Origin of the sequence: Krasilnikovia sp. M28-CT-15 (genome assembly GCF_047159595.1) — a bacterium.
Taxonomy (GTDB): Bacteria; Actinomycetota; Actinomycetes; order Mycobacteriales; family Micromonosporaceae; genus Actinoplanes.
Window position 1 is genome coordinate 7,418,999 of record NZ_BAAGAK010000001.1, and the last position, 19,535, is coordinate 7,438,533.

General features: G+C 71.3%; 20 protein-coding genes and 1 tRNA gene. 14 read left to right on the forward strand and 7 right to left on the reverse strand.

All coding sequences use genetic code 11. The features are described from left to right. Positions 1-122: 122 nt before the first annotated feature. The 3 genes from ACMCNO_RS33980 (at position 123) to ACMCNO_RS33990 (ending at position 2,694) form a co-directional block, all read left to right on the forward strand. Positions 123-887, forward strand: a complete 765-nt coding sequence (locus tag ACMCNO_RS33980) for a DUF3631 domain-containing protein (RefSeq protein ID WP_412753486.1) — start codon at positions 123-125, stop codon at positions 885-887. Positions 888-1,202: 315 nt separating this feature from the next. Beyond that, entirely contained in the window at positions 1,203-1,412 is a 210-nt protein-coding gene (locus ACMCNO_RS33985; protein WP_412753487.1) for a helix-turn-helix domain-containing protein, read from the forward strand. Between the two features lie 13 nt (positions 1,413-1,425). Next, positions 1,426-2,694: a tyrosine-type recombinase/integrase gene (locus tag ACMCNO_RS33990; RefSeq protein WP_412753488.1), complete on the forward strand. Its 1,269-nt coding sequence runs from the start codon at positions 1,426-1,428 to the stop codon at positions 2,692-2,694. A gap of 71 nt (positions 2,695-2,765) precedes the next feature. Here the strand turns inward: ACMCNO_RS33990 and ACMCNO_RS33995 are convergent. Continuing rightward, positions 2,766-2,855: transfer RNA gene (locus ACMCNO_RS33995), tRNA-Ser, on the reverse strand. A gap of 120 nt (positions 2,856-2,975) precedes the next feature. Between ACMCNO_RS33995 and deoD the strand changes: the two genes are divergently transcribed. After that, positions 2,976-3,692, forward strand: a complete 717-nt coding sequence (deoD, locus tag ACMCNO_RS34000; protein WP_412753489.1) for a purine-nucleoside phosphorylase — start codon at positions 2,976-2,978, stop codon at positions 3,690-3,692. Between the two features lie 163 nt (positions 3,693-3,855). On the opposite strand, the gene ACMCNO_RS34005 is transcribed toward deoD, so the two are convergent. From ACMCNO_RS34005 to ACMCNO_RS34020, 4 genes are all read right to left on the reverse strand, one after another. Then, the gene (locus ACMCNO_RS34005) at positions 3,856-4,311 is read right to left on the reverse strand and encodes a nucleoside deaminase (RefSeq protein ID WP_412753490.1); all 456 of its coding nucleotides are present in this window, start codon (positions 4,309-4,311) and stop codon (positions 3,856-3,858) included. 124 nt (positions 4,312-4,435) lie between these two features. Then, positions 4,436-4,954 (reverse strand): tRNA adenosine deaminase-associated protein, encoded by a 519-nt coding sequence (locus ACMCNO_RS34010; protein WP_412753491.1) that lies wholly within the window; start codon positions 4,952-4,954, stop codon positions 4,436-4,438. 89 nt (positions 4,955-5,043) lie between these two features. After that, a complete protein-coding gene (locus tag ACMCNO_RS34015; protein WP_412753492.1) occupies positions 5,044-5,211 on the reverse strand; it encodes a hypothetical protein in 168 nt (55 codons plus the stop codon). A 101-nt stretch (positions 5,212-5,312) separates the two neighbouring features. Beyond that, entirely contained in the window at positions 5,313-5,681 is a 369-nt protein-coding gene (locus ACMCNO_RS34020) for a hypothetical protein (protein WP_412753493.1), read from the reverse strand. Between the two features lie 87 nt (positions 5,682-5,768). Here ACMCNO_RS34020 and ACMCNO_RS34025 point away from each other — a divergent pair, with 87 nt between their 5' ends. Then, entirely contained in the window at positions 5,769-6,536 is a 768-nt protein-coding gene (locus ACMCNO_RS34025; protein WP_412753494.1) for a M23 family metallopeptidase, read from the forward strand. Between the two features lie 102 nt (positions 6,537-6,638). Here the strand turns inward: ACMCNO_RS34025 and ACMCNO_RS34030 are convergent, their stop codons facing one another. Continuing rightward, positions 6,639-7,787 (reverse strand): hypothetical protein, encoded by a 1,149-nt coding sequence (locus ACMCNO_RS34030; RefSeq protein ID WP_412753495.1) that lies wholly within the window; start codon positions 7,785-7,787, stop codon positions 6,639-6,641. 99 nt (positions 7,788-7,886) lie between these two features. Here ACMCNO_RS34030 and ACMCNO_RS34035 point away from each other — a divergent pair, with 99 nt between their 5' ends. Both ACMCNO_RS34035 and ACMCNO_RS34040 read left to right on the forward strand, forming a co-directional pair. Then, the gene (locus ACMCNO_RS34035) at positions 7,887-8,927 is read left to right on the forward strand and encodes a prephenate dehydrogenase (RefSeq protein WP_412753496.1); all 1,041 of its coding nucleotides are present in this window, start codon (positions 7,887-7,889) and stop codon (positions 8,925-8,927) included. 41 nt (positions 8,928-8,968) lie between these two features. Next, entirely contained in the window at positions 8,969-9,541 is a 573-nt protein-coding gene (locus ACMCNO_RS34040; protein WP_412753497.1) for a DinB family protein, read from the forward strand. 9 nt (positions 9,542-9,550) lie between these two features. Here the strand turns inward: ACMCNO_RS34040 and mtnA are convergent, their stop codons facing one another. Then, positions 9,551-10,540 (reverse strand): S-methyl-5-thioribose-1-phosphate isomerase, encoded by a 990-nt coding sequence (gene mtnA, locus ACMCNO_RS34045; RefSeq protein ID WP_412753498.1) that lies wholly within the window; start codon positions 10,538-10,540, stop codon positions 9,551-9,553. Between the two features lie 56 nt (positions 10,541-10,596). Between mtnA and ACMCNO_RS34050 the strand changes: the two genes are divergently transcribed. The 7 genes from ACMCNO_RS34050 to ACMCNO_RS34080 all read left to right on the forward strand — a co-directional run bounded on the left by ACMCNO_RS34050 (position 10,597) and on the right by ACMCNO_RS34080 (position 19,508). Continuing rightward, on the forward strand, positions 10,597-11,661 hold the full coding sequence (locus ACMCNO_RS34050; RefSeq protein WP_412753499.1) for a PHP domain-containing protein: 1,065 nt from the start codon (positions 10,597-10,599) through the stop codon (positions 11,659-11,661). Between the two features lie 39 nt (positions 11,662-11,700). After that, positions 11,701-13,371, forward strand: coding sequence for a DUF885 domain-containing protein (locus ACMCNO_RS34055; protein ID WP_412753500.1), 1,671 nt, complete (start codon positions 11,701-11,703; stop codon positions 13,369-13,371). Between the two features lie 629 nt (positions 13,372-14,000). Further along, positions 14,001-15,086, forward strand: a complete 1,086-nt coding sequence (locus ACMCNO_RS34060; protein WP_412753501.1) for a hypothetical protein — start codon at positions 14,001-14,003, stop codon at positions 15,084-15,086. After that, the gene (locus ACMCNO_RS34065; protein WP_412753502.1) at positions 15,073-17,967 is read left to right on the forward strand and encodes an ATP-binding protein; all 2,895 of its coding nucleotides are present in this window, start codon (positions 15,073-15,075) and stop codon (positions 17,965-17,967) included. Before ACMCNO_RS34060 ends, ACMCNO_RS34065 begins: the two co-directional genes overlap by 14 nt. Beyond that, on the forward strand, positions 17,964-18,434 hold the full coding sequence (locus ACMCNO_RS34070) for a roadblock/LC7 domain-containing protein (RefSeq protein WP_130509633.1): 471 nt from the start codon (positions 17,964-17,966) through the stop codon (positions 18,432-18,434). The genes ACMCNO_RS34065 and ACMCNO_RS34070 overlap by 4 nt, the downstream gene beginning before the upstream one ends. Then, on the forward strand, positions 18,431-18,901 hold the full coding sequence (locus ACMCNO_RS34075; protein WP_412753503.1) for a DUF742 domain-containing protein: 471 nt from the start codon (positions 18,431-18,433) through the stop codon (positions 18,899-18,901). The genes ACMCNO_RS34070 and ACMCNO_RS34075 overlap by 4 nt, the downstream gene beginning before the upstream one ends. After that, entirely contained in the window at positions 18,882-19,508 is a 627-nt protein-coding gene (locus ACMCNO_RS34080) for a GTP-binding protein (RefSeq protein WP_412753504.1), read from the forward strand. The genes ACMCNO_RS34075 and ACMCNO_RS34080 overlap by 20 nt, the downstream gene beginning before the upstream one ends. Positions 19,509-19,535 lie beyond the last annotated feature (27 nt).

The window sequence follows — 19,535 nt, forward strand, 5'->3', positions numbered from 1 at the left end:
GGAAACAGGCCGAAGCCAACGAGGATCTACGCGGCCTGCTCAACGCCGGTCACCAACGCAACCGGCCCACCATCCGCTACGACAGCAACACCAAGCGCGTCGAGAAGATCGCCACCTTCGCCATGGCCGCGCTCGCCGGGATCGGCCAGATGCCCGACACCATCGAGGACCGGGCCGTGGTCATCCGGATGCGGCGCCGCGCACCCGGCGAGAAGGTGGCGCCCTACCGGGAACGCCGCGACGGCCCGGCGCTGCGGCAGCTCGCCAACGACCTGAGCCAGTGGATCCGCGGCCACCTCGCCCCGCTGGAACGGGCGGAACCCGTCATGCCGCTGGAAGACCGGGCAGCCGACACCTGGGAACCACTCATCGCCATCGCTGACCTCGCCGGGGGCGACTGGCCCGAACGCGGGCGGCACGCGGCCGAGACACTGACCGCCGAACGCGACGGCGCCAGCGTCAGCTCCGACCGGATCCGGCTGCTGACCGACTGCCGTACCGCGTTCGGCAGTCTCGACGCACTGCCAAGCACGGTGTTGCTCGACCGGCTCAAGGCCGACCCGGAAGCGCCATGGGGCGACTACGGCGGGAGCGGTCTGAACGCGATGACCCTCGGCAAGCTGCTCCGCGAGTACGACATCACCTCACGCAACATCCGCTTCGCTCCGCCAATCGGGCAGGTCAAGGGCTACCAGCTCGCCGACTTCTTCGATGCGTGGCAGCGGTACTGCCCGGAACCGGCAGGGGAGCCGTCCCAGCCGTCCCAGCCGTCCCCGCCCAGCTCAACCCCGGGACGGCTCGCGACCGTGGTACGGCTCAAGCCGTCCCAGCCCACCTTGGACGAGATGCCCCCGCCGCCGAACGCCGATGCCGTTGGGACGGCTTGACCCGTCCCACTCGAAAAGCCGTCCCGGGCCTGACCTGCAACGGGACGGGCGGGACGGCTGGGACGGCTACCCCGCCCCTAACGGGACAGCCCGACCGGCCGCCTCAGAATCGGCCCGCTGAGAGCCCCGCAGACACATCGACGCATGCATCCCACCCATGCCTGTCCGAGATCTTGCCTCTACGCCGCTCTCAGCGGGCCGCTCTGCGCCTCGCCGCGCCAACCGCTCCCATACCCATGGTGGAAGACCGATCGCGCCCGATCGGCCTTCAGCGACGCCATGGGGACCCCTGCGCGCCCATCCCGGGAGATCCCAATGGCCACCGACGCCACCCCCCTTGTCCTGACCATCGAGCAGGCCGCCCGCCGACTCGGCATCGGCCGCACGCTCATGTACGCGCTCGTCACCAGCGGCGAAATCGAGTCCGTCACCATCGGCCGACTTCGCCGCATCCCCGCCGACTGCATCACCGAATACGTCAACCGCCTGCGTGAACAGAACACCCGCCTGCCGACGGCGGCCTGAGAGGAGAACCAGAATGGCGAAACGTCGATCCAATGGCGAATCCACCATCTACCCGGGCGCCGACGGCTCTTGGCACGGACGGGTAACTGTCGGCACGCGCGACGACGGCAAGCCTGATCGCCGACACGTGCGCGGCGCGACGGAGGCAATCGTCAAAGCCAAGGTGCGGCGGATCGAGCGGGACCGTGATAGCGGTCTCCTGCGCAAGCCCGGCGAGAACTGGACGGTCGAGAAATGGCTCACGCATTGGCTGGAGAACATCGCCACGCCGAACGTCCGGGAGAACACGGCGGCAGGATACCGGGTGGCAGTCACCGTTCACCTGATCCCCGGTATCGGCGCCCACCGGCTTGAGAAGCTCGCCCCGGAGCACATCGAGAAGCTGACCCGGAAGATGCAGCAGAGCGGCAGCAAGCCCGCGACGGCACACCAGGCCCACCGCACGCTCAGGACCGCCCTCAACGAGGCGCTGCGGCGGGGGCATCTCACCAAGAATCCCGCAAGTCTCGCCAAGCCACCGCGACTCGATGAGGAAGAAGTCGAGCCGTATTCGGTCGAAGAAGTACAACGGCTGCTGATCGCGGCGGCCGAGGCGCCACGGAACGGCACACGATGGGCAGTCGCACTCGCCCTCGGCCTGCGCCAGGGAGAAGCGCTCGGCCTGAAATGGTCGGACGTCGACTTGGATAACGGCGCGCTAATGGTGCGCCGTTCCCGATTGCGGCCGAGATGGCGGCACGGTTGCACGAAACCGTGCGGCCGGAAGATCGGCGGGCACTGCCCGGATCGGCAGCCATTGCGCACCGAGACCGCCGATACCAAATCGCGGGCCGGTCGCCGCCGCATTGGCCTGCCAGACCAATTGGTGTCGCTATTGCAGCAGCACAAACGCGCTCAAGACGCTGAGCGCAAGAAGGCCGCCCAGTTGTGGACTGACAATGATTGGGTGTTCGCTACACCGACAGGGGGACCACTAAATCCGCGTACCGATTACACCGAGTGGAAACGGCTACTCAAGACGGCAGGTCTGCGGGACGGACGGCTGCACGATGCGCGGCACACAGCAGCGACCGTGCTGCTGGTCCTGGAGATCGCCGAGCGGGCCGTGATGGGGATTATGGGCTGGTCCAACTCCGCCATGGCGAAGCGCTATCAGCACATCACCGAGCAGGTGCGGCGCGATGTGGCCGAGCGGGTCGGCGGTCTGCTGTGGCAGGCACCCGCGACCGACGGCGATCCGCCGGACGACGGCGCGGCCGGAGCGCCCGCGCCGGTCAACTGAGACCGGAACTGAGACCAGAGACGAACGGCCCGGCGGCTCACACAGAGTCGCCGGGCGTTCGCCCTGCTCAATGGCGGTGGTGAAGGGATTTGAACCCTTGGAGGGCGTAAACCCTCACACGCTTTCGAGGCGTGCTCCTTAGGCCGCTCGGACACACCACCGCGAAGTAGGTTACCCGACCCCTCGTCCGCTCCGCCGCCGGGTTGCCCGGTGTGCCGTGACCTCGACGTTCCAGGTAGCCAGCCCGGTCCGGGCCGATCGCGCCTGGCAGGATCGGGGGCATGAGTGTGCACATCGGCGCGCAGCCGGGCGACATCGTCGAGCGGGTCCTGCTCCCCGGGGACCCGATGCGGGCGAAATGGATCGCCGAGACCTATCTGAAGGACCCGGTCTGTTACACGCAGGTCCGCGGGATGCTGGGCTACACCGGGACCTGGCGTGGGGTACCCGTGTCGGTGCAGGGGACCGGCATGGGGATGCCGTCCGCGTCGATCTACACCCACGAGCTGATCAACGACTACGGGGTCCGCTCCGTGATCCGGATCGGCTCCTGCGGGGCGATCGTCGACAGCCTGAAGCTGGGCGACGTCGTCGCCGCGATCGGGTCCGCCACGGACTCGAACATGAACCGGGTCCGGTTCGACGGGCTGATCGACTACGCACCGGTCGCGGACTTCGGACTGCTGCGCACGGCCGTGGAGGTGGCCGAGGGCCGCGGGGTGCCGCTGCGGGTGGGCCCGATCCTGGCGGCGGACGCGTTCTACAGCGACCGTCCCGACCTCTACGACCGGCTCGCACAGTTCGGCGTGCTGGCCGTGGAGATGGAGTCCGCGGCGATCTACACGACCGCGGCCCGGTACGGCGCCCGCGCGCTCACCATCCTGACGGTCAGCGACCACATCATCCGCGAGGAGCGGATGACCCCGGCGGAGCGCGAGCAGGGCTTCGAGCACATGGTGCAGATCGGGCTGGACACCGCGATCTCCGGCGCCGCCTGACCCAGCCGGTCAGTCGGGCCGACCCGCGACGGCGCGGGCCGACGCGGCTTTGTGAAGAGTCCGGGTCAGCTGCTGACCCGGACTCTTCAAGGTCTGCAAGCCCGTACATCCAGGCGAGCAGCCGGCCTTCCCGCCACGCGGCAGGACGCGGCCCGTCGACCCGTCAGGGGCGGAAGAAGTCGCGCAGCAGGGCGCCGCACTCCTGCTCCAGCACCCCGGCGTACACGTCGGGGCGGTGCGTGAGACGGCGGTCGCGCACCACGTCCCAGAGTGAGCCCACCGCGCCGGTCTTCGGCTCCCAGGCGCCGAAGACCAGGGTGGACACCCGGGCCAGCACGAGCGCGCCCGCGCACATCGTGCACGGCTCCAGCGTGACCACCAGGGTGCAGCCTTCCAGCCGCCACTCGCCGGTCCGGGACGAAGCCCGGCGCAGCGCGAGGATCTCGGCATGGGCGGTCGGGTCGCCGGTGGCCTCCCGCTCGTTGCCCGCCGCCGCCAGTTCCCGCCCGCCGGCGTCGTAGACCACGGCGCCCACGGGTACGTCCGCGGGCGACGCCGCAGCCACGTCCAGGGCGCGGCGCATCCACGTCGCGTGCTCCGGCCGGACCGCAAGACTCACGCTGTGCCGCACCGCCCGGTGCCGCACCGCCCGGTGCCGCACCGCCGGCGGGCCGCGGTCCGCCTCGGGCGCTCGCCGCCCCCGCTGCACTCGCTCACGCCCCGTCGGCTCCACGCGCGCCCACTCACGCCTCGCGCAGTTCCTCGACCTCGTCGCCGCAGCCCAGCCGCTGACAGATCTCGGCGGTCACGTCGGAGGGCAGCATGCCCTCCAGACCGCACAGCGACAGCAGCTTGTGCGCGGTGATGCCCAGGTCGGCGATGAGCTCGGCATCGCCCACCGGATCCGCGTCGGGGTCGACGGCGGGCTTGTCGGCATCGTCGTCGCTCGGCGCCGGCGCGGCCAGGTCGTCGATCTCCAAGGCCGGAGCCTCGATGTCGCCGAGCAGCAGCGCGCCGACCCGGGACTCCTCGGCGAAGGCCGAATCGGACCCGAACACCCGCAGATCCTCGCCCTCGTCGAGGCGCAGGATCACCAGGTACTCGTCGTCGGCCTCGACGAACAGCAGCGAGAGCGCGGCGTCCGGTTCGACGTCACGCAGGCGATCCGCCACCTCGTCGATGTCGGCGAGACCGGACAGTTCCAGCTCCGACGCCGTCCAACCATTCTTGCCCCGGGCGACGGCGGCAGCAAAAGTCGACACGTTTCCCCCCACGCGACTTCGTCTTCAGCGCCTGACGGTAGCGGCAACGGCGGCGTGGCAACGGCGCCACGCCCCGAATGGTGACCAACTCAGTTCGCGGGGCGGCGGCGGACGGCGATCAGCTCGCGCAGTCGCGCGCCCCGCAGACGCTCCGGCCGGGCGCGCTCGCGGGCCGACTTGGCGTCGGCGAGAGCGGCCAAGAGTTCGAGCCGACGACGGCGACGATCCGGGTCCAGCCGCTGCGGTACGTGGGCCATGCAGCCGAGGTTGCCGACCGCGGAAGGGGTTCGTCAAGGCCAAGTACGCAGAGCCACAGTGGGTGCACGTCCGGTCAGCTCGGGCGCGGTCAGTGCGACCGTCACCACATCGGCCAGTCCTCCGTGGTGATCCACCTGATCGCGACGAAGATCGATGCGACGGAGAGCCCGAAACCGCTGATCAAGGCGACGCCGACGGCCACGCCCCGGTCACCGAGGACGGCCAGCGCGGCCGACACGGCCCAGGCCGAGACGGCGGCCAGCACCGTCCACCAGGCGTAGCTGACCAGGTCACGGCCGATGCTGCCGAACAGCACGAACCACAGCACGGTCGCGCCGATCCCGGCCAGCACCGGGCCGGCGGCTACCGGATGCGGTTCGCGGTAGACCGGCCGCCGCGGCAGTCCCGGGAAGAGCCCGGAGGGTTGCGGCACCGCCGACCCCGGCCAGGGCCCCTGCCGTTCGGCCATATCCGCCTCCTCCACTCCGGTACTTCCGCCAGCGTAACCAGCTCAGACGGGACAGCGCCGCGAGTGGATCTCTGTCAGGATGGCGCGATGCTTGTACGCCGTACATTTCTCCTGGTCACCGTGTTGTCACTCGCTGGATGCGGCTCCGCCGGCGGGGCCGGCGGGACGGCCGCCGCGACCCCGGCGTTCGTCGAGCCGTCGACCGCCGCCACGGCGTCGGCGCCGGAGGCGGTCCCCGCCGCGGAAGAACTCACCCTGCCGGTGACGTCCGCGAGCCAGACCACGGCACCCTCGGCAACCCCCCGGCCGACGGTGACGGCGACGGCCATCGCGACCTCGGCGGCGAAGGTCAAGTACGTCTTCCCGGTCAAGGCGTCGAACGTGGCGTTCCACAAGACCCATGCGAAGTACCCGGCGACGGACATCTTCGCCGCCTGCGGGAAGCCGGTCGTCGCCACGACCAGCGGCGTCGTGCTGGAGATCAGCCTCAAGGACAAGTTCAAGAAGGGCTCGCCCGACGGGCCCTACAACGGCGGCCTGTTCGTATCGATCAAGGGCGACGACGGGGTGCGCTACTACGGTTCGCACCTGAGCAAGGTGCTGCCGGGCATCAAGCCGGGCGTCCGCGTGAAGGCGGGCCAGGAGGTCGGCAAGGTCGGCAAGACCGGCAACTCGAGCGGTGTCTGCCACCTGCACTACGGCATCTCGCCGCCGTGCGCGAAGACCGGTGACTGGAAGGTCCGGCGCGGGGTGGTCTGGCCCGCCTCGTACCTGACCTCGTGGCGGAAGAAGGGCCAGAAGAGCCCGGTCGCCGCGGTCGTGGCCTGGAAGAAGAAGCACCACTGCTCGGCCTGACGTGTAGGGGGCCGCATCCTCGCCCAGGATGCGGCCCCGTTCAGCAATGCCTGCGAACTGCACCGGGTTCAGCCCGGCCCGGCCGAGTCGAACCGGGACGGCTCAGCCGAATTGCGCCAGGCGCTTCTGGTTCGCGCCGTTGACCGTGGTGAAGGCGCCGCCCGCGGCCAGCCGGCCGAGGCTCGCGCTGCCGGCCATGGTGAGCACCCCTTCGATGCCGTTGAGGTTCGCGGTCCAGCCCAGCAGACGACCGTCGGCCGGCGAGAGCGCCGCCAGCTTGACCCGGTCGATCGAGCCGTCGAGGCAGGTCCCCTGCGGTCCGGTGCGCGAGGTCTTGCAGGCGTGGTCGAAGTGGCCACCGACGAAGATGGCGCCGCCGAGCGCCACCACCGCCTGACCGTCGCCGTCGAACGTGGCGGTCCAGCGTTTCGCGCCGCTCGTCGTGTACGCGTTGACCGTTCCGCCCTGGCCGCCGTGTGCGCTGTAGACCCCGGCGGAGGTGACCGCGATCCCGTACGTGATGACCGAGGGGCGCGGCCTGAACCCGGTCACGATGCTCGCGCGGGTCGGGTCGAGGGCGACCAGCCGGTCGTACCCGGAGGCGCCGTTCACCCGGTGGAACCGGCCCCCCACGTACACCCGGGTGCCGGCGGCGGTGATCGCCTCGACCTGGTCGTCGGCGCTCGGCCGCCAGCCACCGTCGAGGGCTCCGGTGCTGAGGTTGAAGGCGGCCAGCCGCCCCCGTGACTGCCCGTCGACCGCGCTGAACGTGCCGCCCAGGTAGAGCCGGCCGTTGGCGGCGGCCGCCGCGTACGGTGACCCGCTGATGCTGTGTCTGAAGGTGGACGACACCGCGCCGCTGATCCCGTCGATCCGGGCGAGGCTGTCCCGCTTCTGGCCGCCGACCGCGCTGAAGTTGCCGGCGACGTACACGCCGGACCCGCTCACGGCGATGGCCTTGACCCGGCCGTTGGCCGCGGGTGCCCACGGCAGCAGGGCGCCGGTGGTCGCGTTGACCGCGGCCAGGCGGTTCCGCGTGATCGCCTTGCCCTTGACGATCGCAGCGGTGAAGTCCCCACCGACGTACAGCGTGCTGCCCGAGTAGGCCAGCGCCCAGACGGTCCCGTTGAAGCCGGGTACGGACTGGGAGCTGGAGGAGATCGCCTCGGCCGGAGTCGGCGCGACCGCGAGGACCACACCGAACGCCGCGACCCCGGCGATCCTTTTGAGGAATTTGTCCCTATAAGTCACGAGATCAACGTAACCGGATGAATATCTCATAAATGTGCGTTTGGATGAATCAGTGTCACGTAGTGACGAAACGGATTAATCCTGCACTGAGTTCGGTGGATGCGCCCCTGTCCGTACGGCCCACCCGAGGCACGGTGTGGGAGAGTCACCCGCGTGGACGTCGCGGTGATCGGGCTCGGGCTCATCGGTGGCTCGCTGGCGCAGGCACTGGCCGCGGACGGGCACCGGGTGGTGGGTTTCGACGCCGACCCGGCGACCCGCGGCACGGCGCGTACCGCCGCGGCGCACGCCCCGCCGCAGGCCCGCTGGCAGGTGGCCGGACGGCTGCGGGACGCGGCCACGCAGGCCGAGCTGGTGGCACTCGCGGTGCCGCTGCCCGCGCTGCCCGCGGTCCTCGCCGAGCTCGCCGGGTACGACGGCCTGGTCACGGACGTGACCTCGGTCAAGGGCCCGGTCCGCGACCTGCTCCGGCGGCACCTGCCCACCGCCACGTACGTCGGTGGGCATCCCATGGCCGGCAAGGAGACCTCGGGCTTCGCCGCCGCCGACCCGGGCCTGTTCACCGGCTGCGCCTGGGTGCTCTGCCTGGAGCCGCGGGAGACCGCCCTGCCCGGCTGGCTGGCCCTGGCCCGGGCGGTCACCGCGCTGGGCGCCCGGGCGGTGCCGGCCACGGCCGCCGAGCACGACCGCGCAGTCGCCGCCGCCAGCCACGTGCCGCATCTGCTGGCCGCGGCGCTGACCACCGCGGTCGCGGGTGACCCGCTGGCGGGCGCGCTGGCCGCCGGTTCCTTCCGGGACGGCACCCGGGTGGCCGCCACCCGGCCCGAACTCATCGCGGCCATGTGCGGGGGCAACGCCACGGCGGTCGGTCCCGCGCTCGACGGCGTCCTCAAGACGCTGGCCGAGCTGCGCTCCGCACTCGACGAACCGGACCCGGCCGCCGCGCTGCGCCCGCTGCTGGCCCCGGCCAGCTCCGCCCGCGCGGCCTGGCCCGTGCGGGCGGGCACGGCGGTCGACGTGCCCTGGCATGCCGACGCCCTGCTCGAGCTGGGCCGGGCGGGCGGCTGGGTGACCGGGGTGGACGACGAGCGCCGGGTGGTGCGGGGCGTACGACCCGAAACTGTCGGTGGCCGCCCCTAGGCTCAACGGCGTCCCCAGGACCGAGTCGAAGGAGTCGTGACATGCCCGGTCAGGTCGGCCCGATCGCCACCGAGCAGGAGGGCCTGCTCGCGTATCTCACCCAGATGCGCTACGTCCTGAAACTCACCGCGTACGGCCTCACCGACGAGCAGCTCCGGGCCACACCGTCCGCCAGCACGCTCAGCGTCGGCGGCCTGGTCAAACACTGCGCCTCCACCGAGGAGGGCTGGATCGCCACGATCCGCAAGGAACAGCGTCCGATCGACTTCCAGAAGTACGCGGAGGACTTCAAGCTCGCCGACGGCGAGACGATCGACGACGTGTTCGCCCGCTACGACCGCGCCGCCGAGCACACCGAGGAGACCGTCCGCGAGATCGGGGATCTGGGTTATTCGGTACCGGTCGACCGCTCCGTGCCGTGGAACCGCCCGGATCTCGATGTCTTCTCCCTGCGCTGGGTGCTGCTGCACCTCATCCAGGAGACCGCACGGCATGCCGGGCACGCGGACATCGTGCGGGAGAGCGTCGACGGCGCCACCGCGTATCCCCTGATGGCGGCGGCCGAGGGCTGGCCCGAGACGAGCTGGCTCAAGCCCTGGACACCCGCCTCGTAAGAGAGGGCATCACGGCTTCTCGCCGCGGTCCAGCCGGATCACCCGCCGGTCCGTGACGATGGCGGTGACCAGGTCGTGCGGTGTGACATCGAAGGCCGGATTCACCGCGTCCGACAGCGCGGTCACCTCGTCGGCGCCCCGGTCCTCGATCTCGACCGCACTGCCGCCGGGGGTGCCCGGGTCCACCGTCGACTCGGGGGCGACCACGAGGAAGGGCAGCCCGGCCCGGCGCGCGCCGAGGGCGTGCGCGAATGTCCCGATCTTGTTGACGACGTCGCCGTTGGCGCAGATCCGGTCCGCGCCGAGGATCACCGCGTCGACCTCGCCCCGGGCCATCAGGAACGGCCCGGCCGAGTCGACCGCCACCCGGAATTCGACCCCCCAGCGTGCCAGCTCCCACGCGGTGAGCCGGGCACCCTGCAACAGCGGCCGGGTCTCGCTGGCGATCACCCCGGCCAGCGCCCCACGGCGGTGCAGCTCGCCGACCACGCCAAGCGCCGTGCCGATCGTGACCGTGCACAGTCCCCCGGTGTTGCAGTGAGTCAGCAGGCGCGGCCGCGGCCCGCACAGCTCGCTCACCAGCTCGGCGCCGCGTACGGCCATCGCCTCGGACGACGCGATCTCCTCGTCGCGCACCGCGTACGCCTCCCGCAGCACGGCGTGCGGCCCCCGGGGCAGCAGCGCCGCGGCCCGGCGGGCGCCGCTGGCCAGGTTGACCGCCGTCGGGCGGGCGGTCTCGATCGCGTGGACGGCCGCCGCCAGTCCCGCCGGATCGGCCGCGAACTGCCGGGCGGCGAGCGCCACCCCGAACGCCCCGGCGACCCCCAGCGCCGGTGCGCCACGTACCGCCAGCGACCGGATCGCCGCGACCAGCTCGGCCACCGTGGCGATGCGCAGCACCCGCAGCTCACCGGGCAGCGCCGTCTGGTCGATGAGTTCGATCCACCCGGCGTCGCCGCCGTGGCCGGAGGCGTCCGTCACCCAGTCGATCGTTCGCATGGCGGCAACGCTAGCGGGCCGCCCGGCCGCCGGCCGCGTGCACTAGCGTGGGCCGGGTGAGCGCCCGCGATCCCGTTGCTGACCTGCGCCGGATCGCGTTCCTGCTGGAGCGGGCCAATGAAGCCACGTACCGGGTGCGGGCGTTCCGGTCCGCGGCGGCCACGGTCGCCGCCCTGCCCGCCGATGAGCTGCGGGACCGCGTCGCGGCGGGAACGCTGTCCGAGCTGTCCGGCGTCGGCGACGTGACCGCACGCTGTGTCACGGAGTCGCTGTCCGGGGAGGAGCCGGTCTATCTGCGCCGCCTGACCGCGACCGAGGGCACGGATCTGAGCGAGGCGGCGACCGCGTTGCGCACGGCGCTGCGCGGCGACTGCCACGTCCACTCCGACTGGTCCGACGGTGGTTCCCCGATCGAGGAGATGGCGCTCGCGGCGGTCGAACTCGGCCACGAGTACATGGTGCTCACCGACCACTCACCCCGGCTCACGGTGGCGCGCGGGCTCACCCCCGACCGGCTGCGCCGTCAGCTGGATCACGTGGCACGGCTCAACGACGCGCTGCCGGACGGCTTCCGCATCCTGACCGGCATCGAGGTCGACATTCTGGCGGACGGCTCCCTCGACCAGGAGGACGAGCTGCTGGCCCGGCTCGACCTGGTGGTCGGCTCGGTGCACAGCGGCCTGCGCGACGACGCGTCCCGGATGACCCACCGGATGCTCACCGCGATCGCCGACCCGCACCTGGACGTACTCGGGCACATGACCGGCCGCAAGGTGGCGGCGGCCGGAGCCGGCGACCGGGGCCACCGCGCCGGGCGGACCCGGCCACCCAGCGACTTCGACCTGGAGAAGGTGCTGGCCGCCTGCGTCGAGCACGGCAAGGCCGTGGAGATCAACTCTCGCCCCGACCGGCTCGACCCACCCAAGCGGATGGTGCGGGTGGCAGTGGAGGCGGGCTGCCTGTTCACGATCGACACCGACGCGCACGCGCCCGGCCAGCTGGACTGGCTGCACTTCGGCTGCGAACGGGCGGCCCTGTGCGCGGTGCCGCCGGACCGCGTGGTCAACACGTGGCCCGCGGACGCGCTCCTGGCCTGGACGGCGGGACACGACGGCGATTGAGGAAGCGTTTGGTCGGCGCACTCCCGTAGGGTCTGCGGCGTGGGACAGATTGACGACCTCGCCAACCGTTACGTCGCCGAGTGGGCGCCGCTCAACCCGATCGGCTCGACCTGGGTCGGCATCCCCGGGCGCGACGATCAGCTCGACGACTTCTCCCCTGACGGGTACGCGGCGGGTGCCGAGCTGACCCGGCGCACCCTCGCCGAGCTGTCGACGCTGGAGCCGGCGAGCGAGGCCGACGCGGTGGCCAAGGAGGCCATGCAGGAACGCCTCGGGCTCGACCTGACCCGGTACGAAGCGGGCGACACCACCAGCGATCTGAGCGTCATCGCCAGCGGCGTGCACAGCATCCGCCAGGTCTTCGACCTCATGCCCACCGAGGGCGAGGAGGCGGTCGCCAACATCGCGGCCCGGCTGGGCCAGGTCCCCCGGGCGGTCGCGCAGTATCAGCGCACCCTGTTGGAGCAGGCCGATGCGGGCCACGTCAGCGCGCGTGCCCAGATGCTGGCGGTGGCCGGCATGTGCGACACGTGGACCGACCCGGCCCGGGACGACTTCTTCCACGGCCTGGCCGGGCGGCTGGGGGCCGGCGGCGCGCTCGACGCGGATCTGCGGCGCAACGCCGCGGCGGCCACGGCCGCCACCGCCGGCTTCGCCGATTTCCTGCGCAAGGAGCTGGCACCGCGCGGCCGCGACTCCGAGGCCGCCGGCCGGGAACGGTACGAGCGGGCATCGCAGTACTTCCTCGGCGCCCGGGTGGACCAGCACGAGACGTACGCGTGGGGTTTCGAGGAGCTGCACCGCCTCGAGGAGGAGATGCGCGCCGTGTCGGCGGAGATCGCCGGATCGGGCGCGAGCATCGACGACGCGGTCGCCGCGCTCGATGCGGACCCGGCCCGGCGCATCCCGGGCAAGGAGGCGTTCCGCGACTGGATGCAGGCGCTGGCGGACAAGGCGATGTCCGAACTGCACGGCACCCACTTCGACATTCCCGAGCAGGTCCGGCGCATCGAATGCTGCCTCGCCCCGACCAGCGACGGCGCGATCTACTACACCGGCCCGAGCGAGGACTTCAGCCGTCCCGGGCGGATGTGGTGGGCGGTGCCGGAGGGGATGACGGAGTTCTCCACCTGGCGCGAGGTGACGACGGTGTACCACGAGGGGGTGCCCGGGCATCACCTGCAGGTCGCCCAGACCCAGGTCCGGGCCGATCTGCTCAACCGGTGGCGGCGACTGCTGTGCTGGTGCTCCGGCCACGGCGAAGGCTGGGCCCTGTACGCGGAGCGCCTGATGGACGACCTCGGCTACCTCGCCGATCCGGGCGATCGGCTCGGCATGCTGGACGCTCAGGCGCTGCGTGCCACCCGGGTCATCGTGGACATCGGCATGCACCTGGAGCTGGAGATCCCCCGCGACAATCCGTTCGGCTTCCACCCCGGTGAACGCTGGACTCCGGAGCTGGGCTGGGAGTTTCTGCGGGCGCACTGCCGGATGGAGGACGAGGTGCTGCGCTTCGAATGGCGGCGCTACCTCGGCTGGCCCGGCCAGGCCCCGTCGTACAAGGTCGGTGAGCGCATCTGGATGCAGGCCCGTGACGACGCGAAGGCCCGCCAGGGCGCCGCGTTCGACCTGCGCGCCTTCCACCGTGACGCGCTGAACCTGGGCTCGCTGGGTCTCGATCCGTTCCGCCGGGCTCTCGCCCGGATCTGAGCGCCGCGGGCCACCGGATCCGACCGGCGACGGGCCCGGCCTTTTCGCGCATGCGAACTGTCTGCGATGCGCGGCTGGGCCGGGTCTGTCCCATTTCTGGGCAAAGGATGCCCCGGCCTGGTCGACACGGCCTCGTCCGCCGGGCCGATCCCACGATTTGTCCCATAAGTTGGGACAACGCGAGTCCAGAACATGTAATTGCACCACTACTCTCCGCAAGATCCTTACGCAGAGTTGCTTTGCAGGTACTTAACGGTAACTTTGCATGAGTGATGAATGTTACTCCACAATGGAAACCCGGCCGGTGCTCGGACGCGCTTGTCGCGACTCTGTCCCGTGCTGGCACACCCCGCCCGTATCCAGCACCTTCACACCCTTCGGCCGGACCTGGCACCCGCTACAGCCACGAGCGGCCTGCAGCGTATCCCCCGATCAGACGACTCAACTCTGACCCTTGGAAAGGGGCCTCATGATTGTTTCTCGGATAGATTCACCCGGATCGGTGCGCCCGTCCGGCTACGCAACGTAGCCATCACACGGTCGCCGGCGCTGCATGGCGAAGGACGAAGGCAATGTCAGTCACGGTGAATCACCGGCCAAACCACTTGCGATCCGCCGTGGCGGCTGTTTTGACGGTTCTGATACTGGTTCCGGCGGGCTGCCTGTTCGCGTGGGTCTGGAACGACAACCAGGACCGCCGGGACAGCACCCAGCGGGAGCGGCAGGGCGTGGAGTACCTGACCGCCCTGGCGCCGCTGTTCAGCGGTCTGGCCGAGGCGCAGTCCTCGGCCCTGCAGGGCGTCGCCGCCCCGCCGGCCTCGCTGACCACCGCGGTCACCAACGTCTCGGCGGTCGACGCCCGCCTGGGCCAGGAGCTGGGCACCCGCGAGCGGTGGACGAACCTGCGCGACAAGATCGGCAAGTTCAAGACCATCAAGGGCGACGCCGAGGCGGTCTTCCTGGCCCACGTCGAGGTCAGCGACCTGGCCCTGGCGCTGTACACCGCCGTGCAGACCGAGTCCGGCCTGCTGCGCGACCCGGACAACGACGTGTCGCACCTCCAGCAGGTCATCGCCGTCGACCTGCCCACCACGGTCACGCAGGTGAGCCGCATGGGTGACCTGGCGCTGCTGGTCTCCGCCGCGGCCCCCGCCCGCAAATTGGTGCTCGCCCCGCAGTTCGGCGCTTCCGTGGAGTTCGTCAACGCCGCGGTCGACAACCTCACGGACAATCTGCAGGCGGCGGCCGAGGACACCACCAGCACCACGCTCAGCGGCAACCTGGTGAGCACGCTCGACCAGTTCCGGCGCGGAGTCGAGGCCCTGACCCGTGGCGCGAACCCCGGCGGCACCCCTAATCCGGCCACCATGGCCACCGCGCAGGCGCAGCTGCAGACCTCCCTGGCTGCTCTCTCCGGGGTGGTGGCCCGGGAGACGACCAACCTGCTCGACGACCGGCTCGACAGCCTCGACCTGCGCCACGCCGGCATCCTGTCGGCCGGGATCGCGGTGCTGGCACTGGCCCTCGTGGCCGGAATCCTGGACCTCACGGGACGACGGCGGGCAACGTCCGCCCGTCGTCCCGCCCCGGCCCCCGCCGGTCCGGACAGCGCCCGTGGCATGGGCCGCCCCGAGCCTGGCTACGGCCACCTGAACCAGGCGCCGGCCTATGGCGACGCCCCGACTCAGCGGGAGCGGTCCGGTGTTCTTCGGTAGCCTGCGCATGCGGGGCAAACTCGCCCTGCTCATCCTCGTCCCGCTGCTCGGCGTCGTGGGCCTCAGCGTGCCCATCATCGCCGACCGCATCACCGTCGCCCGCGACGCGCAGCAGGTCGCCGACCTGGTCTCACTGGCCGTCGACGTCGGCACCACCGTGCAGGAGCTCCAAGAGGAACGCCTGCTGTCGGTGGGCTACTTCTACGGGCTCGTCCCGCTGCCCGAGCTGTCGGTGCAGAGCGCCAAGGCCAGGGACCGTGTCCAGCGGTTGCGCGGCCTCAGCAAGGACCTCCCGCTGGGACTACGGCGGGCCATCGCCAACCTGTCGAAGCTCGACAACACCCGGCTGAACGTCCGCAACCGCGCGATCGCGCCCGAGGTGATCGTCGCCGAGTACACCACCGTCATGCAGCAGGTCTTCGTTCAGCTCGGGCTGTCGGCGAAGGCCGACCTGACCACCGCGACCGGCCGGCAGGTCTTCGCGCTCGACCAGGCGCTGCGTACCGATGAGCTGATCAGCCAGATCGCCAGCTACCTGGTCCCGGCCGTCATCACCAAGCAGCAGACGGTGCTCGGCCGGTTCTCCGTGGCGTTCGTCCAGCTGCAGCAGGTCTTCGGGAACTCCCAGCCGTACTTCACCCCGGCGCAGTACAAGCTGTACCTCGGCGCCCGGGAAGCGTTCGTGACCCGGCTGGGCCCGACGTTCTTCCAGTACGGCACGACCGACCCGCTCACCGCGGCCAAGTCGCTCAACATCAAGACCCTGTTCCCGTCGCTGCGCTCCATCTCCGTCATCGGTGGCTTCATGGAGAAGCGGATCGCCGCCGACGTGACCACCGCGGTCACCCAGACCCGGCAGGACGCGATCGGGACCGCGTACAGCGTCGGTGGCGGCTCGCTGGTCATGCTGGTCGTCGTTATCGGCCTCAGCATCCTGATGGCGGGCGCGGTCGCCCGCCCGCTGCGCCACCTGACCTCCTCCGCCGACCGGGTGGCCCGCGAGGCCGAGGCCGAACTGCAGCGCGTCGCCGACGACGACACCGACCACGTCCGGCCCATCCGCCTCGACGAGGTCGATGTGGCGGGCCGCGACGAGATCGGCGACCTGGCCCGAGCGTTCGACCGGGTGCAGACCACCGCCGCGCGGCTGGTCGAGCGGCAGGCCGTCGGTCGCCGCAACGTGGCGCAGATGTTCGGCCACGTCGGCCGCCGTACGCAGAACCTGGTCGGTCGTCAGCTGGCGCTGATCGACAGCCTCGAGCGCCGCGAGACCGACACCGAGCGCCTGCGCGAGCTGTACCGGCTCGACCACCTGTCCAGCCGTCTGCGCCGGAACGCGGGCTCGCTGGTCGTGCTCTCCGGTGGCGCCGGTGCGAACGAGCACATGGCCCCGCTGGCGCTGTCCGACGTCATCCGGCTGGCCCTGGGCGAGATCGAGGACTACACCCGCGTCGACCTGGACGTACCCGAGGAGATCGTGGTCGTGCCGTCGCTGGTGGCCGACCTGACCCTGATCCTGGCCGAGCTGATGGAGAACGCCACGTCGTTCTCCCCGCCGCACACCCGGGTCACCGCCACCGCGACCGAACTGCGCGGCGGCGCCCGGCTGGCCATCATCGACCACGGCCTCGGCCTGTCCCCCGAGCGCATGACCGAGGAGAACGCGCGGCTGACCCGCCGCGAGCGCCTCGACCTGGCGCCCACCGAGGTGCTCGGCCTGTTCGTGGTCGGCCGCCTCGCCCGGCGGCACGGCATCGAGGTGACCCTCACCGAGACGCCCGACGGCGGTGTCACGGCGTGGCTCGACCTGGAGCCCGCGCACCTGATCGCCCGCCCCGAGGCCATGCCGGCCGCCCCGATCCAGGCGTCCGTGGTCGGCCACCACACCACCGAGCTGCCGACGCTCATCGCGGGCGCCGCCGGCCGGCACGCGCCGGGCAGCACCCAGCCGTTCGACGCGAACAAGCTGAGCCGGGCCACCGAGACCATCGAGGCCGCGCTGACCTGGAACGCCTTCGCGGTCGCAGCCGGTCCGGCCGCGATCGAGGCGGGCACTCGCGGGTACCACCCGGATCCGTACGTGGACGACACGGTCTACGACGCGGAGCCGGTCCTCGACCACCAGCCGCGCATGCACGCGTACGACATGGGTGTCCCGATCGCCGGCCGGCACCCGGCCGCGCTGCCCGAGCTGGAGGGCAGGCTCGTCCAGCCCGCCCAGACGGAGATGGTGCTGCCCCGGCAGCGCCACCCCGAGCTGCCCGTACCGCAGGCTCTCACCGGCTCGGCGCATGCGGCCCCCTCGCCGCATGCCCTCGCCGGTCCGCCGTCGCTGCCCGCGCCGAGCGCCGCGCCCGCCAGCCCGGCACCGGACCTCCCCCGCGGCGGTGGGGCAGCCCCGCTGCGCCGACGGGTACCCGGCAGCCACATGCCGACCGAGACCGGACCGACGCCGCGTACCGCGCCGCCCACCTCGGACGACGCGCTCGCCGCCCGGGATGCCCTCGCGGACTTCGAGGCCGGGGTGGCCCGCGCCCAGTGGGACGCGATCGAGGCCGACGTCGCGGCCCCGCCCGCGGTGGGCTTCCCGCCGCAGCCGGCGAGCCCGGCGCCCTTCGGGGGAAGTCAGCCCTCGTTCGGGGCGAGCCAGGCCGCACCCGCGGCGAGCCCGCCGCCGTCCTCGACCGGCCATCCCCCGCTGGCCAGGCGCGTACCCGGCGCCTCGCTGCCGGTCACCAGCCCGCCGAACCAGGCGCCGCCCGCCTCGCCGGTCCAGCCTCTCGACCCCGAGGCTGCCCGGGCTCTGATCGAACAGTTCGAGCACGGCGTCGCATCCGCACTCAATGAAACCCAGCCACAACACGAGGGACAACCGCGATGACTTCCCCCTACTCCACGGACACCGGCAACGGACGCGACTTCGCGAACGCGCAACTGAGCGCCGAGGCGAAGACGTTCAACTGGCTGCTGGATTCCTTCACTTCCGGGACCGCGGGGGTCCGCGAAGCCATCGCCGTCTCCTCCGATGGCCTGCTGATGGCGATGTCCAACAGCAAGGACCGGTCGAACGCCGAGCGGCTCGCCGCGGTGGTCTCCGGCGTCACCAGCCTCGCGGGCGGAGCCGCCGCCTGGTACGCGCTGGGCAGCCTGAACCGGGTCATCATCGACATGGCCGACGGCTACCTGCTCGTCACGGCCATCAGCGCGGGTTCTGTGCTCGGAGTCATCGCCGACCGCAGCGCCAACCTCGGCACCCTCGCGTACGAGATGACGCTGTTCGCCACCCGCGCGGGTGGCGCCCTCAGCCCCCGTCTCATCGCTGAACTGAAGAACGCCGTCCAGCAATGATCACCGCGCCCGGCTCCGACGACCCGGCACCCCGTATGGCGACCGGGGTCCGGCCGTTCCTGCAGTCGGGCGCCCCATACGAGCGGCCGGCCGGCGAATACTTCGCACCGGCCCACGCCGCGGACGACCCGCCCGGTGACCAGACGAACGCGCTGCGGCCGTTCGTCATCACCTCCGGGCGGGTGACCGCGGCCGATCCCGCCATCGGGATGGAAACCCAGGTCACGCTCCGCCCCGGAGTGGTGCCCGACCGGCTCTCCCCCGAGCAGCGGGCCATCGTCGGCCTCTGTCAGGAGTCGCTGTCCGTCGCGGAGATCTCCGCACGGCTCAGGCTGCACCTCGGCGTGACCCGCATCCTTGTCAGCGACCTGCACGCGGCCGGCTACCTGGACGTACACGTGCTGGACGACGAGTTCCCCGACCCCGACACCATCATGCGAGTGATCCGTGGACTTCGAGCCCTCTGACCGCGTAGTCGGCACCGCCCGCGTGCCGGCCGGTCGCAAGCCTGGCGCCGCGCCCGTACCCGTCAAGATTGTCATCGCCGGCGGCTTCGGCGTCGGCAAGACGACGACCGTGGGCGCGATCTCCGAGATCGCGCCGCTGCGCACCGAGGCCGAGATGACCATGGAGTCGGTCGGCGTCGACAACCCGAACCCGGAAACGGCGAAGACGAGTACGACGGTCGCCATGGACTTCGGCTGCGTGACGATCGACGACACGCTGAAGCTGTACCTGTTCGGCACCCCCGGCCAGTCCCGCTTCGCGTTCATGTGGGACGACCTGGTCCGCGGCGCCCTGGGCGCGCTGGTGGTGGTCGACACGAACCGGATCGACGACTGCTACCCGGCCGTGGACTACTTCGAGCGGGCCGGCATGCCGTTCGTGGTGGGGGTCAACACGTTCAACGGGCAGCTCAGCTACAGCCTCGACGAGGTCCGCTGGGCGCTCGCCGTGCCAGAAGATGTACCCGTTCTGTCCTTCGACGCGCGGTTCCGCGGCTCCGTCCGGGATGCCCTGCTCGTCGTCCTTGATCGCGCCCTCGATCGAGCCCTGAAAATGAAGTCGACGTAAGGTTGCGCCGGACGTTCGGCCGACGTG